The organism is Microvirga calopogonii (assembly GCF_003347665.1).
GTDB classification, from domain to species: Bacteria; Pseudomonadota; Alphaproteobacteria; order Rhizobiales; family Beijerinckiaceae; genus Microvirga; species Microvirga calopogonii.
Genome location: NZ_QDGA01000054.1, coordinates 15,943 through 29,998, shown reverse-complemented (window position 1 = coordinate 29,998; position 14,056 = coordinate 15,943). Strand labels below are relative to the sequence as shown.

Annotated in this window: 11 protein-coding genes; 7 read left to right on the top strand and 4 right to left on the bottom strand. The window is 63.2% G+C overall.

Annotation, left to right across the window (positions count from 1 at the left end; all coding sequences use genetic code 11):
- The 3 genes from DDF70_RS25245 to DDF70_RS25235 form a co-directional block, all read left to right on the top strand.
- A partial coding sequence (locus DDF70_RS25245; RefSeq protein WP_205772472.1) for a transposase occupies positions 1-650 on the top strand: 650 nt, incomplete at its 5' end.
- Between the two features lie 70 nt (positions 651-720).
- On the top strand, positions 721-1,905 hold the full coding sequence (locus DDF70_RS25240) for a hypothetical protein (protein ID WP_245435639.1): 1,185 nt from the start codon (positions 721-723) through the stop codon (positions 1,903-1,905).
- A gap of 727 nt (positions 1,906-2,632) precedes the next feature.
- Positions 2,633-3,067 carry a hypothetical protein gene (locus DDF70_RS25235; protein ID WP_162820651.1) on the top strand — a complete coding sequence of 145 codons (435 nt, stop codon included), beginning with the start codon at positions 2,633-2,635 and terminating at the stop codon, positions 3,065-3,067.
- A gap of 513 nt (positions 3,068-3,580) precedes the next feature.
- Here the strand turns inward: DDF70_RS25235 and DDF70_RS25225 are convergent.
- Entirely contained in the window at positions 3,581-5,458 is a 1,878-nt protein-coding gene (locus DDF70_RS25225) for an ABC-F family ATP-binding cassette domain-containing protein (RefSeq protein WP_114947521.1), read from the bottom strand.
- A gap of 173 nt (positions 5,459-5,631) precedes the next feature.
- On the opposite strand from DDF70_RS25225, the gene DDF70_RS25220 reads away from it, so the two are divergent.
- Both DDF70_RS25220 and DDF70_RS25215 read left to right on the top strand, forming a co-directional pair.
- The gene (locus DDF70_RS25220) at positions 5,632-6,318 is read left to right on the top strand and encodes a Crp/Fnr family transcriptional regulator (protein ID WP_114947520.1); all 687 of its coding nucleotides are present in this window, start codon (positions 5,632-5,634) and stop codon (positions 6,316-6,318) included.
- A 121-nt stretch (positions 6,319-6,439) separates the two neighbouring features.
- A complete protein-coding gene (locus tag DDF70_RS25215; RefSeq protein WP_114947519.1) occupies positions 6,440-7,000 on the top strand; it encodes a cupin domain-containing protein in 561 nt (186 codons plus the stop codon).
- 242 nt (positions 7,001-7,242) lie between these two features.
- On the opposite strand, the gene DDF70_RS25210 is transcribed toward DDF70_RS25215, so the two are convergent.
- Positions 7,243-7,911 carry a TetR/AcrR family transcriptional regulator gene (locus DDF70_RS25210; protein ID WP_245435638.1) on the bottom strand — a complete coding sequence of 223 codons (669 nt, stop codon included), beginning with the start codon at positions 7,909-7,911 and terminating at the stop codon, positions 7,243-7,245.
- A 149-nt stretch (positions 7,912-8,060) separates the two neighbouring features.
- Between DDF70_RS25210 and DDF70_RS25205 the strand changes: the two genes are divergently transcribed.
- A complete protein-coding gene (locus DDF70_RS25205) occupies positions 8,061-9,257 on the top strand; it encodes an HlyD family secretion protein (protein ID WP_114947518.1) in 1,197 nt (398 codons plus the stop codon).
- An 18-nt stretch (positions 9,258-9,275) separates the two neighbouring features.
- Positions 9,276-10,874 (top strand): DHA2 family efflux MFS transporter permease subunit, encoded by a 1,599-nt coding sequence (locus tag DDF70_RS25200; protein ID WP_114947517.1) that lies wholly within the window; start codon positions 9,276-9,278, stop codon positions 10,872-10,874.
- A gap of 416 nt (positions 10,875-11,290) precedes the next feature.
- Here the strand turns inward: DDF70_RS25200 and DDF70_RS25195 are convergent, their stop codons facing one another.
- Both DDF70_RS25195 and DDF70_RS25190 read right to left on the bottom strand, forming a co-directional pair.
- On the bottom strand, positions 11,291-12,406 hold the full coding sequence (locus DDF70_RS25195) for an HlyD family secretion protein (RefSeq protein ID WP_114947516.1): 1,116 nt from the start codon (positions 12,404-12,406) through the stop codon (positions 11,291-11,293).
- 7 nt (positions 12,407-12,413) lie between these two features.
- Positions 12,414-14,027, bottom strand: coding sequence for an MFS transporter (locus DDF70_RS25190; protein WP_170316118.1), 1,614 nt, complete (start codon positions 14,025-14,027; stop codon positions 12,414-12,416).
- Positions 14,028-14,056 lie beyond the last annotated feature (29 nt).

The following is a 14,056-nucleotide window of genomic DNA, read 5'->3' as shown; positions in this document are numbered from 1 at the left end:
GCACGACCAAGATCCTGACCCTGTTCCATCCCGCCTCGGGCCAGGTGCGCCTGCAGCCGGCCGAGCACTGTACGAATGCGGTGCTGCATCCCTGGCTGCGCGAGCGTCTCAGCGCGATCCTGGCGGAGTTGCCCGCCCCAGCTGTCGCCGATCCCGCTCTCACGCACGCGGCGTGGGAGGCCTGGCAGGCCGGGCTGAGCCGGTGCTTCACCTTGCCGGAGGAGGTGCCGCCGCTGCGGCTGCTGTTGGTGTGGGACAATCTTACCGGCCACAAGACTCCTGAACTGGTGCTGTGGCTGTGTGCGCATGGCGTCATGCCGCTGTACACGCCGGTCGCCGGCAGCTGGCTCAACATGGCGGAGTCGATCCAGCGCGTGCTCAAACGGCGGGCGCTCGCGGGACAGCATCCGCAGAGTTCCGACGAGATCGGGATCTGGTTCGAGCAGACGGCACGCTGCTGGAATGCGCAGCCGACACCGTTTGTCTGGAACGGCAGCGCCGGCAGCGGCGCCGGCGCTGCGCGACGGAGCAGATCCATCGCGTTGGCGGTTCCGGAGCCTGTACCAGCCAACCGCTGCCCCAGCCGAAATCACAGGCACCAGCAGAATGCCAGACCCGACGGCAGACGACCCACTAGTAAATCGGGCTAATGACCGACATGGCGAACTTGAGAATGAAACCGCAGCTATCGCTTGGTTATTCAACACGCATGAAACACACATGCGGAACTTGGCCAAGGATATTGTGAAGCAGAAGGAGATTTACGAGCTTCCACTTGTATCTCCAGAAGGATCGAAATTCATTGTATTTGACGGCAATCGCAGAGTTACCTGCCTTAAGCTTCTGGATAACCCACGACGCGCGCCGACACCGGACTTGCAAGAGTTCTTCCGAGATTTGCGCCAGAAATGGGAAGGAGACTTCCCAAAAGAGCTCCAGTGTCAGGTTGAGACTGATCGTGATCGTATCGACGAAATCTTATTTCGCCGTCATACAGGCACACAAAAAGGTATTGGCCAAAGCACGTGGAATGACAGGATGCAGGCAACATTCGTCGCACGAACAGGCAAGGGTTCTGGCATAAGCGTTGCCGATGAGATTGAGAAACGTCTTGACGCTGCTAACCTTTTGCCTGCACAGCGTAAAATTCCGCGCTCGACGATGAACCGGTTACTATCTGCCGAAGGATTTCGAAATCGACTAGGGTTCAGTGTAAATAAAGGCCGCTTTGAATTTACACACAATGAAGATGTTACATTAGCGGCCTTGGCTCGAGTTGCGGATGATCTAGCTAATCGTCGACTCGTGCTTGGTGACATTTGGGATGTAGATGGAAAGAGAGGATATCTAGATACCCTTGAGCGTAAAGGTATTCTTCCGAGCGCTCGACACACACTATCCCAACCGACTTCAGCAAGTGTACAAGCAAAAGCTCTTCGAGTGCGGCCATCTGCGCCACCGAAGCCGTCTCAGAGGCGTACACTTATACCCCAGAAGGATTTTGGAATTGCTTGGCCGGGGCGTCTCCAGCGCCATCATCATATTTGGGAAGAGCTTCAATTTCACCTGGATCTTAACCAGCATCCCAACGCGGTTTCAGTTTTGTTTCGTGTGCTTCTTGAGTTGTCAGTAGAAAACTACATCAAGCAAACGAGTCTATCCGTGCATGAAGGAGACAAGCTTGCAGCCCGCGTACTTAAGGTTGGTAAAGATTTAGAAGCGCAAGGAAAGTTGGATAGAAAGCATCTCGGCACCCTCAGAAAGTTCCAGCAGGAGGATAAGCTCGTCTCCGCTGATACTCTTAACCGGTACGTTCACTCATCGAGTTTTGCTCCTTCACCCGAGCATCTTACCTCGCTCTGGGACAGTCTGTCGGAATTTATCGTGCTTTGTTTGAACGCCTAGTGTTGAGCTAAATGGGCAAGAGGTGTCGAGGCTCAGGAGTATAGGGAGACACTGGCGCGCAGACAGGCCTCTTTGGAGCGCATGAACACACCTAGCTTCAACTTGTTTGCCGAGACAATCTAGGCCGGTCACCAGACACATAGATAATCGAAGCAAGCTTGATGCTGGCGATGAAGTGAGCGCATCGACCTCATAAGGCGCGACAATCGCAGTCCTGCGCGGCAACTGCTCGCGCAATGTTTCCCGCAGAGGCTTTGAAGGTTAACTCGCCGATAAACTATCGCCCCCGTCATCACCGGCCTTGTGCCGGTGATCCCGATTGGAAAAGCTCCGCGCCTCACGACATCGGGATGGCCGGAACAGGTCCGGCCCTAACGGCGAGGGCTGCATCAATGGTTCTCGCAAACCGTCATTCCGGGGCCGCGTGAGCGGAGCCCGGGATCCATAAACACTGACGGTGCCGAACGCGCCGTGGCGCTGCTCGCCTCTTCTTCGAGCGCCGCGGTTATGGATCCCCGCCTGCGCGGGGATGACAGGGAGTGCCGGATGATAGGGGAGGTGCGGCCTCGTCCACGCCTTCCCCATTGACCCCGCACCCCTGTTGCGTGTTACCTCGTCACCGGAGCCGGGCGCACCCGGTTCTGGGGCCTAGAATCCCCGTCCGAGAGCGGTCGGCATCGACCGCAACGATGTCTCCCTCGCCTTACGGCCGGGGAGGCGTTGGCGCATGTCCAAGGCCAAAAGCCCAAAGGTCAACGCGGTCGTCTCTCGGCGGCTTTCTAGCTCCCCGGCCACCAGCGATACGCTGGTGGTCGCTTCACCCTCAAGGGAGTTGCCGATGGAGCCGGTAGCAAGCGTTCAGACCTATTCTTTCCTGGCCGACGCCTTGTCCAAGTTTCACACCGCGCCGGAATGGATCCAGGCGCTCTGGCTCGTCATGGTGCCGGTGACGCTGGTGGGCTTGGGCTTCTGCCTGCTGCAGGCGGTGAAGGAGATCGCCGGGATGCTCGTCCGGCGCGGCGAGCGGCAGGGCGAGCCGCTTTATGCGATCTATCGGACGGCGGACGGGCGGCTGATGATGTACGCGCGCGGCACGGTGCGGGAATTGCCGAGCACGGAGCTGGACGACATGCCGCTGCCGCGCCCGATCCAGCGGCATTGAGGCGAGGGTGTCGTCCTCAGAGTCTGGCTCGTAAAGCGCGGGTAGCTCTCCTCCCCAACAGGTCCCAGGCTTGCCCGAGACCTGTCTTCCTCCTGCGCAAGTTGCCGGTGGGGAGGAGCTGGAGGTGGGGGGTGAGCACCACGCTGGTCCAGTTCAGCGCCGGCACCCCCACCCGGGCTGCTTGCGCAGCCACCCCGCCCCACAAGGGGGAGGGAAACACCCGCACCACTTTATGGGCCAGCCTCTCAGGCCAAGCCGAAGGCGAGGGCAGGGGATCCATGGTGGAGAGTGTGAGTGGATTCCCTTCCCCTTCGCTACGCTTCGGCCGGGAATGACATGCGCTCTTCACCACACCCTCGTCCGTCATCACCGGCCTCGTGCCGGTGATCTCGATCGGACAGGCGAGGCGCTTCACAGAAGCGGGATGGCCGGCACGAGGCCGGCCATGACGTGGTGGGTGTCATCCCTGGCGGCCGCAGGCCGGGAAGGGGATCCACGCCCCCGAAGAATACTTTAGGCCCCCGCTTCCTCGATCTCGCTGCTGAGCATGAGCCACTCCTCTTCCAGGGTGCTCAAGGTGGTAGCGGCATCCGCTCGCATCTTCGACAGTTCGGCGGCTTTGGCCGCATCCTTGAGGAAGGCCGTACCGTCGGCGAGGGCGGCATCCACCTTGCCGATCACGTCGGTGAGCTTCGCCATCCTGCCCTCGAGCGCCTCCAGCTTCTTGCGCAGGGGTGCCAGGGCGGCCCGGCGCTCGGCGGCGGCGCGGCGCTCGTCCGTCTTGGAGGCGGTCGGCGCCTGCGGTTTGTCGGAGCGCTTCTGCGGATCGAGGTCGCCGGAGAGCACGAGCTGGCGGTAATCGTCCATGTCGCCGTCGAAGGGTTTTACGCCGCCGTTGCCGACGATCCAGAGCCGGTCGGCGCAGGCCTCGATCAGGAAGCGGTCGTGGCTCACCAGGATCACGGCGCCCGTGTAGTCGTTGATCGCTTCCATCAGGGCCGTGCGGCTGTCGATGTCGAGATGGTTCGTCGGCTCGTCGAGGATGAGCAGGTGAGGGCCGTCGAAGGCCGCGAGGCCCATCAGCAGGCGCGCCTTCTCGCCGCCCGAGAGCGCGGAGACCGGGGTGTCCGCCTTCGCGCCGGGAAAGCCGATCTGGGCCGTGCGGGCGCGGATCTTGGCGATGGGCGTATCGGGCATGCGTTCCGCCACGTGGTCGTAGGCGGTCGCCTTGGGGTTCAGCTCGTCGAGCTGATGCTGGGCGAAATAGGCCACGTCCATGCGCGTGGGCGTGCGCATCTCGCCCTTCATGGGCGCGAGCCTGCCGCCGATGAGCTTGCAGAAGGTGGATTTGCCGTTGCCGTTCGAGCCCAGGAGCGCGATCCGGTCGTCCGGTGCAATGGTGAGGTTGAGGCGGTCGAGCACGATGCGCTCGCCGTAGCCCACGGCACCGCCCTCCACCGTGATCAGGGGCGGCGCGGCGGGACGCTCCGGCCCCGGCAGGTTGAAGGGCAGAACGTCGTCTTCCACGATGGTCGCGATGGGCTCCAGCTTGGCGAGGCGCTTGACGCGGGACTGCGCCTGCCGGGCCTTCGAGGCCTTGGCCTTGAAGCGGTCCACGAAGGCCTGGAGGTGCTTGCGCTCGGCCTCCTGCTTGGCCGCCATCTTGGCGGTGAGCTCGCGCTTCTCCGCATATTGCTTGGCGAACGAGGTATAGCCGCCGCGATAGATCGTGAGCTTGCCCCGGTCGAGATGGAGGATGTGGTTGACGCAGGCGTCGAGCAGCTCACGGTCGTGGCTGATGACCAGCACCGTGTGCGGATAGCGGCCGAGATAATCGTAGAGCCAGAGCGTGCCTTCGAGATCGAGATAGTTGGTCGGCTCGTCGAGGAGCAGCAGATCCGGCTCGGTGAACAGCACGGCGGCGAGCGCCACGCGCATGCGCCAGCCGCCCGAGAAATCCGCGCAGGGGCGCTGTTGGGCCTCCGCGTCGAAGCCGAGGCCGTGCAGGATCGCGGCGGCGCGGGCGGGAGCCGAATGGGCTCCGATATCGGTGAGCCGCGTCTCGATCTCGGCCCGGCGGAGGCCGTCCGCATGCTCGGCCTCGGCCATGAGAGCGCTGCGCTCCCTGTCGGCGGCGAGCACCACGTCGATCAGGGATTCGGGGCCGCCCGGCGCCTCCTGGGCCACGGCGCCGATCTTCATGCCGCGGGGCAGGGTGACGCTGCCGCTCTCGGTGGCGAGTTCGCCCTGGATAATCTTGAACAGGGTGGTCTTGCCCGCGCCGTTGCGTCCGACCAGCCCCACCTTCGCGCCGGTGGGCAGGTTGAAGGAGGCGCGGTCGAGGATCAGCCGGTCGCCGATGCGGTAGGTCAGGTCGTTGACGTGAAGCATGCTGCCTTTTGGCGTGGGATGTCGGTGCTGGCAAGGTCTTTGGTCGGGAGCACCTAGCCGGAATCGCCCGTGACAATGGGGGTAAGTGCTGACAAAGGGACAGGAGACAAGGCCATACTGGCCATGCGAAATCTGTGCTATAGCCAAGAATGGAATTCAGGGGGAGTAGAGTGATGGCGCGGCTTGCCGGGATCAAGCTGTTCAAGGGGCTGGACATCGACCTCGCACCGCTCGAGGCGCGGGCCAACTGGCGCCGCTTCGATCCCGAGGAGGTCCTGGTCGACTTCGACGAGCCGTCCACGGACGTCTATTTCCTCCTCTCGGGCGAGGTCCGGGTCCTCATGCGCACGGCCTCCGGCAAGGAAGTCATCCTGCACGAGATGCGACCGGGCGACCTGTTCGGAGAACTCGCCGCGCTCGACGGGGTGCCGCGATCGGCGAACGTCACGGCGCTCACCCGTGGCGAGGCCTGCGTGATGCCGGCCACGGTTTTCAAGGAACTTCTCTTCTCGCACCAGCCCGTGGCCGAACGGCTCTTCTGCCTCATGGCGTCGCGCATCCGCGAACTGAACGCCCGCTTCATGGAGCAGACCGTCCTCGATCTCCGTCACCGGCTCTATTCGGAGCTGCTGCGCCTGTCGACGCCCCGTCAGGACCGGTCGGGGGAGCGGGTCATTACGCCGCCGCCCTTCCACCACATCGTCGCGGCGCGGATCGGCTGCCGCCGCGAGCAGATCACGCGGGAATTCACCATGCTCTCCCAGGAAGGGCTGATCGAGCGCACGCGCGGCGCCCTGATCCTGCGACAGCCGGACGTGCTCAAAGCGCGCGTAGCCGAGGCGATGCAGACGGATCATTGAAGGCTACCAGCCAGTCGGCCATCACGGAGATCTGAAAGGTGCCCGATATATCGTAGAATGTGGCAGATGAACCGGCGTGCGTAAGCCCAAAGGCGCTTCCGCGTCGTTACCCGGAGCGACCATGGATTCGTTTTCGTTCGAACCAGGACTCACCCTGGTCAATGCCTTCAACCGTGAGACATTTGTCTTCACGACGCCTGAGAGCAAGGACGCGGCTCAATTCGAAGTCCACCTGCAGGCAGGCGGCTCCGGGGGCGGTAACGCCATGGCGCATGTTCACCCGCACACGGATGAGACCTTCACCGTCAGGTCAGGGCTGCTGCACGTCTGCATCGAAGGCAAGATCCATGAGCTCCGGCCTGGCGAGACGCTCACTGTTCCCAAGGGCAAGTCTCACTTTTTCCGCAACGCCCATGAGGGTGATACCGTAGCGGTCATCCGCTTCACCCCGGCGCAGCATCAACTGCGGTTCTTCCTGAATTTCGCGACCATTGCGCAGAACCATCCCGAATGGTTCGGCTCCAAGGGAGAACCCAGTCTTCTCCTGATGGCGCTCACCCTTCACACCTTCAAAGATCACTTCTATCTGGCTGGCCCACCCACCTGGGTGCAGAAGACGCTCTTTGCCGCGCTCGCGCCCGTTGCACGCGTTCTCGGTTACAGAGTCCTGATCAAACCCTGATGTGAGGCAACTGATCCTCCCGTCTGTTTTCCAGGTGGTTCACGCGCCCTCTCGATGCTCCGCTCTTGAAAAGCGCATCGTTGGGCGCGGACCCGGAGGGCCGCGTCAGCAAATACCGGGTCCACTTTTCCGTCCGATGCGCTGGAGCATTTTTCGGCGAAGTGGATGCGGTTCGCCGTTCAAAAGGCGGCTCAACAAAGAAGAGATGATTCTACGCAAGTGGAAACAGGTCTAAGACAGGATCACGGCTGGCTTGCCCCCGGGCCGTAGGCCGCGAAGAAGACCCGAAGCGCGTTCTCCACGTTCCTCTGGATCTCGGCCTCCGTCGGCGGTTCGCCCACGGAGAAGAGCAGGCGGCGCAGCATGCCGGACACGCACAGGTCGAGGAAGTGCTGGGCGGCGACGCCGGAATCCTCCATGGACAGCCGTCCCGCCGCGACCTGGCTGTCGAAATAGGCGCTGAGGCGGGCGAGGCCCTGACAGGGACCGGCCTCATAGAAGGCTTGACCCAGATGGGGGAACTTCTCCGCCGCGCCCATGACCATCCGGATCGAGGAGATGTGCTCGGGCTTTCCCATGCGGCGCAGGTAACTGAGCCCCAGCGTCCTCAGAACTCCGCGAACGTCGGGATCCTCGGGGTCGAGCTTGAACAGGACCTCTGCCAAGCCGCGCTTCTCCTCCGTCGTCAGGGCGGTGAAGAGGCTCTCCTTGCTGTCGAAATAGACATAGAGCGTGCCTTTTGAGACGCCGGCGACCTTGGCGATCTCGCCCATGCTTGCGCCATCGAAACCCTGCGCGAGGAAAACCTTGCGGGCGCCGTCCAGGATCTGGCGGCGTTTGGCATTCTCTGGGCTCTCGTCGACACCCGGGGATATCTCGTGCTCCCGGATGCGGTCATGCGCGGCGCTCATAGCTCTTATCGGTTCCTTTTTTGACTCGGCTATTGACCGAACGGTTCGGTCAACTCATATATGGCTGGCGATCGATAGAGATCAAGACTGCAACGATAAGCCCGAACCTTTTCGACTCAAGGGCTTTAAGTTGGCTTGCAGAGGTTCACATGGCTTACCGGGACGAGTTTGAGCAGGGCGCCAAGGAGCGCCCGGAGACGGCGAGGGAAGGGCAGCCTGTCCAGGCTTCCCAGCCGGAGACGGCTGCCCCCGTCGCGGAGCCGGCCAAGGCCAAGAAGAAGGGCTTCGGCAAGAAGCCGATCATTCTGGCCGTCCTGGCGGCCGCCCTGGGTTTCGGCGGATACGAAGGCTACCATTGGTGGACCGACGGGCGCTTCATGGTCTCGACCGACGACGCCTATGTGCAGGCGGACATCACCATCCTATCGGCCAAGATCTCCGGCTACGTCGCGTCCGTCGCTGTCACGAACAACCAGAGCGTCAAGGCGGGCGACCTGATCGCCAAGATCGACGACGGCGATTACCGTCTCGCCCTGCAATCGGCCAAGGACAAGTTCGCGACCCAGCAGAGCGCCATCGCGCGCATCGGCCGCCAGATCGAGGCCGCCCGCGCCTCGGTGACACAGGCCGAGGCCCAGGTGGCCAGCGCGCAGGCCGAGGCCGAGCGCGCCGAGAGCGATTACGCCCGCCAGCAGCAGCTCGCCCGGTCGGACTTTACCAGCCGCGCGGCGCTCGAGAACGCCAAGGCGGCGCGCGACCGCGCCAATGCCGATGTGAAGAGCGCTCAGGCTGCCGTGGCCGCAGCCCAGGCGAATGTTCAGGTTCTCGCGGCTCAGCAGACCGAAGGCGAGCGTCTTGCCGCCGAGTACCAGACCTCAGTCGACAAGGCCGAACGCGATCTGTCATTCACGGAGATCCGCGCGCCGGTCGACGGCGTCATCGGCAACAAGGCCGTCGAGGTCGGCACCTATGTGCAGCCTGGCGCCCGCCTGGCGGCCCTCGTGCCCCTGACCAGCGTCCATGTGGATGCCAACTTCAAGGAGACGCAGCTCTCCTCCCTGAAGCCGGGCCAGACGGTGCATGTGAAGGTCGATGCGTTCCCCGATTCCGACATCGTCGGCAAGGTCGAGAGCGTTTCGCCTGCATCCGGCTCGGTGTTCAGCCTGCTGCCTCCGGAGAACGCCACCGGCAACTTCACCAAGATCGTTCAGCGCGTGCCCGTTCGCGTCGCCGTCAGCCCCGAGGTCGCCCAGCAGGGCCTGCTGCGTCCCGGCCTGTCGGTGGTGGTCGACGTCGACACGCGCACCTCGGCCGAGCCTTCGAAGACGGCCAGCATCAAAGATTAAGGGAAAGATCGATCCATCATGGCCGCTTCAGCTGCCATTTCGAGCGCACCCAAGACGGTCATGCCAGCCACAAAGCCTGCGCAGGTGAGCCGGCGCAGAACCTTTGCGTTCTTCTGCATGGTCTTCGGCATGTTCATGGCGATTCTGGACATCCAGATCGTGTCGGCCTCGCTTGCCGAGATCCAGGCGGGCCTGTCTGCCTCGTCCGATGAAATCTCCTGGGTGCAGACGAGCTACCTGATCGCCGAAGTGATCATGATCCCGCTCTCCGGAACGCTCTCGCGCGTGCTTTCCACCCGCTGGATGTTCGTCATTTCCGCAGGAGGCTTCACGTTCATGAGCTTCCTGTGCGCGACGGCCTCCAACATCGATCAGATGATCGTCTATCGCGCATTGCAGGGCTTCATCGGCGGCGGCATGATTCCGACCGTGTTTGCGTCGGCCTTCACGGTCTTCCCGCCGGAGAAGCGGCCGGTGATTTCGCCGATCATCGGACTCGTGGCCACGCTCGCGCCGACCATCGGCCCAACGCTGGGCGGCTACCTCACGGACTTGTTCTCCTGGCACTGGCTGTTTCTCGTGAACATCGTGCCCGGCATCTTCGTGACGATTTCCACCTATCTCCTGGTCGATTTCGACGAGCCGAATTTCAGCCTGTTCAAATCGTTCGACTGGGCGGGTCTCGGCTTCATGGCGGCTTTCCTCGGAAGCCTCGAATATGTGCTGGAGGAGGGGCCGAACAACGAATGGTTCCAGGATGAGGCGGTGCTGATCCTCGCCATCGTCGGCACCATCGGGGCCATCGGGTTCTTCTATCGCGCCTTCACGGCCAAGCAGCCCATCGTGGATCTGCGCGCCTTCGCCGACCGCAACTTCCTGGCGGGCTCGTCCTTCAGCTTCGTCATGGGCATCGGCCTCTATGGCCTGACCTATCTCTATCCGGTCTATCTCGGCCGCGTCCGAGGTTATTCGTCCCTGCAGATCGGCGAGACGATGTTCGTGTCGGGCGCGACCATGTTCTTCATGGCGCCGGTGGCAGGCTTCCTGTCCCGCAAGATGGACCCGCGCATCATGATGGGCATCGGCTTTACGGCCTTCGCCTTCGGCACGTGGATGATGAGCGGACTGACCAAGGATTGGGATTTCTGGGAGCTCTTCGTGCCCCAGATCTTCCGTGGCGTCGGGCTCATGATCTGCATGGTGCCGATCAACAACATCGCGCTCGGCACCTTGCCGCCGGAGCGCATCAAGAATGCGTCGGGTCTCTACAATCTCACCCGCAACCTGGGTGGTGCCGTGGGGCTGGCGCTCATCAACACAATCCTCAACAACCGCCTGGATCTGCATCTCCAGCGGCTGCACGAGAGCGTGAACTGGAGCCGTTCGACGGCCGTCGAAACGCTGAACTCCATGACCATGAAGTTCCAGTCTCTCGGCACCGATGCCGGGACGGCGGCGATCAAGAACCTGTCCAACATGGTTCGCCGCGAGGCGATGGTCATGTCCTTCTCGGATGTGTTCCTTCTGCTGACGGTGCTGTTCCTCGGCCTGGTCTTCGCTCTACCCTTCATCAAGAAGCCGCGCGCCGCGCCCGCAGGCGGCGGGGGTGGTCACTGAGTTAACCTCCAAAACTGCAGCCCGGCTTCGTGCCGGGCTTTTTTCTTGCTTGCCGCTTTCAAGCTGAGCCTGCGCAGCAGATCATAGACGGCAACCCATAGAGCAGCAGGCTTGGCGCAGTAGCGTTTCAACTGCCAGGAAGGGGTTCATGATGTTGAGCGTGTGGGTGGATGCCCGTTGCCCGTTGACGCTCCAGCCGGGAATGACGCTCTCGTGGCTTTCGCACCCTACGACGTCATCACCGGCCTTGTGCCGGTGATCCCAATTGATTGAGGCGACAGCGCTTCTCTAATCGGGATGGCCGGCACAAGGCCGGCCATGACGTGCGAGGTTTTGTCCTCAGGCCAAATGCAGGGAGGATCTGCCCTGCGGTCTTGCGGTTGAATTGCCTCCACCTCGGACTGAATGTCCTGCCTCTACCGCCGGTCGGCCTGTGGTGTTCCGGTCGAGCCCTGAGGCTGCGTGCTTGTTCCCGTTGCCGGGACATCCGCCGGGCGAGATGCCGTGTCCACGCTCACCACCACGGACATGCCGGGCGAGAGACGTTCCGCCAGCGCCTGTCCCGGCGCGATGGCGATGCGGACCGGCACTCTTTGCGCCACTTTCGTGAAGTTGCCGGTCGCGTTGTCGGTCCTGATCACGCTGAACTCGGAACCTGCCGCAGGCGAGAAGCGCTCGATTTGCCCCTTCAGTTCGGCATGCTGAAGCGCATCGACGGTGAAGGTCACGGGCTGGCCGACCTGCATGCCCGGCAGCTGGGTTTCCTTGAAATTGGCGATGATCCAGATCCGCTCCGGGACGATCGTGAGCAGTTGCGTGCCTGCCGCCACATACTGGCCGAGGCGGGCTCCGACCTCGCCGAGCTGTCCTTCCACCGGCGCGACGATCCGGGTGTTCTGCAGATCGATCTCCGCGAGGCGCAGGGCCGCCTCGGCGCCCTGAACGGCCGCTTCGAGGGACTGGCGGTTGACGAGCGTGGAGGCGAGGTCCTGCTGGGAGACCGTGAGGGCGGCCTCCGCCTGATGCAGGGCGGCGGTTGCCTGGTCGAGGGAGGCGCGGGCCTGGTCGGCCTGGCTTTGCGTCGCCACTCCGCGCTCCAGAAGCGGCGCGATCCTGTTCCAGCTCGCTTCCGCCGCGCTCAGGACGGCCTTGGTGCTGTCGACCTGCGCCCGGCTCGATTCGATGCGCGCGCGGTCGGAGCGTTCCTTCTGCTCGGAATTGGTCAGGGCCGCCTGCTGGCTCGCCAGGGTGGCTTTCGCCTGTTCGAGCTTCTGGGCGAAGATGCGGTCGTCGATCTTCACCAGAAGCTGTCCGGCCTTCACATGCTGGAAGTCCTGGACGGCCACCTCGGCCACATAGCCCGCGAGCTGGGGCGCGATGGTCGTGATCTGGCCGCGCACATAGGCGTTGTCGGTCGTCTGAACCGAGCTGGTGAAGGGCGGAAGCCGCCATGCATAGAGCACGAGGGCGACGCCTGCGATACCGATGATCGCTGCGAGGATGGTGGTGGTGGAACGGAAGAGCTTGCTCATGAGAGTGCTAAGTGGCGGCCGGTTGCGGTTCAGGTGAAATGATTTTGCGGATCGAACGGATCGCGAGGTGGAGGATCATCGCCGCGAGGGCGAAGGCGGCGCAGAGGGCGATGGCCAGGAAGGCATCGTTATAGGCGAGCACGGTGGCCTCGCGGGTGACCTGCTGGACGAGAAGCGCCACGCCTTCCGCGTTGAGGAGGGACCTGTCCGTGAGGACACGACCGTAGGACCCGGCAAGCTGCGCGAGGCGCTGCGTCACGAGCGGGTCGGTCCAGGCGAGGTGATCGGCCATGTCCTGCAGATGGAACCGCGTGCGCCAGGTGATGAAAGTGCCGACAAGGGCCGAGCCGATCACGCCACCGAGGCTCTGCGTCGTCAGGAAGATGACGATGAAGTTCAGGATGAAGGTCGGCCCCCGTTTCAGGGCGAGAGCCATCCCGGTCGCCATGGCGGGCGGCAGGAACAGGACTCCGGCCACGGCGATGAGCGCTTGGCTCAGATACATCTGCTCGGGTCTGGTCAGGTTCGTCGCGTTGCTGTCCATGAGGGCCCCGACCAGGAGCAGGCCCAAGGCGATCATCTGGGCAGCATTCTCCCGACCCGGCCTGACGAAGAGAACGTAGGACAGGCCGCCCGCGATCGACGCGCCGATGACCACCAGGGACAGGACCGTCATCTGATCGTTCTGCAGGCCTAGGGCTTGGAAGAACGCGAAGGCGCCAGCGGTCTGCTCCGACATGAGGAGACGAAAGACCAGGAGGGTTCCGGCGAGGTGCAGGATCTCCTTGCTGGTCAGCCAGCGGACATCGAGAAAAGGATTCTCGCGGTTGAGCTCGATCAGGATCGCGCAGGTCAGCGACGCGATGCCGACGGCGAGCATGACGCCGAGCCAGGGCGCTTCGAACCACCAATAGACCCGCCCCAGGGCGAAGACCATGGCGATGAGCCCGAAGCCGACGGCGATGAAGCAATAGCTGACGAAATCGAGCCAGTGGATGACCTTGGCCCGCGGCGGCGGTGTCAGGGGCAGAAGGTACACGGCCGCGAACGCCATCATGGCGAGCGCGATCTCGAAGAGATACAGGCCATGCCAGTCGCCCAAGGTCAGAAGATCCGGCGAGATAAGACGGGCCAGAGGGACGCCCAATGCGATGTTCGTGAGCACGAGGGGCTGCCCGACGCTCAGCTTCTTTTCGGGCGGAAGCGGCTCCAGCATGTAGAGGAAGGCCAGCGTCGAGATCGGAGATGCCGCGATCCCGCTGAAGAAGCGCACGATAAGGGCCGATTGCAGATCCCGAACGAAGATGTGCAGCAGCATCACGAGCACGAACAGGAGAATGCTCAGCTCCGCGAAACGGCGGAGGCCGTATTGGGCCCTGACCTTCACCAGGATCAGCGTGAGGCTGACATTCGGCGCCATATAGGCGGCGATCAGCCATGTGACCTCGTTGGTGGTGGCGCCGAGCGGCCCCTGAAGCTGGGGCAGGTTCGCTGCGGCCAGGTTCATCCCCAGTCCCTGGGTGAGGGACAGGAGCAGCGAGGCCAGCATGTAGAGGGCCGCCCGGGGCCAGGGCATGGGGGCAGGCGCCGCCGGAGGGGCGGGCGGCGCCTGCGAGGCCATCGGCCGCGAAGGGGTCTCGACCTCGGAGC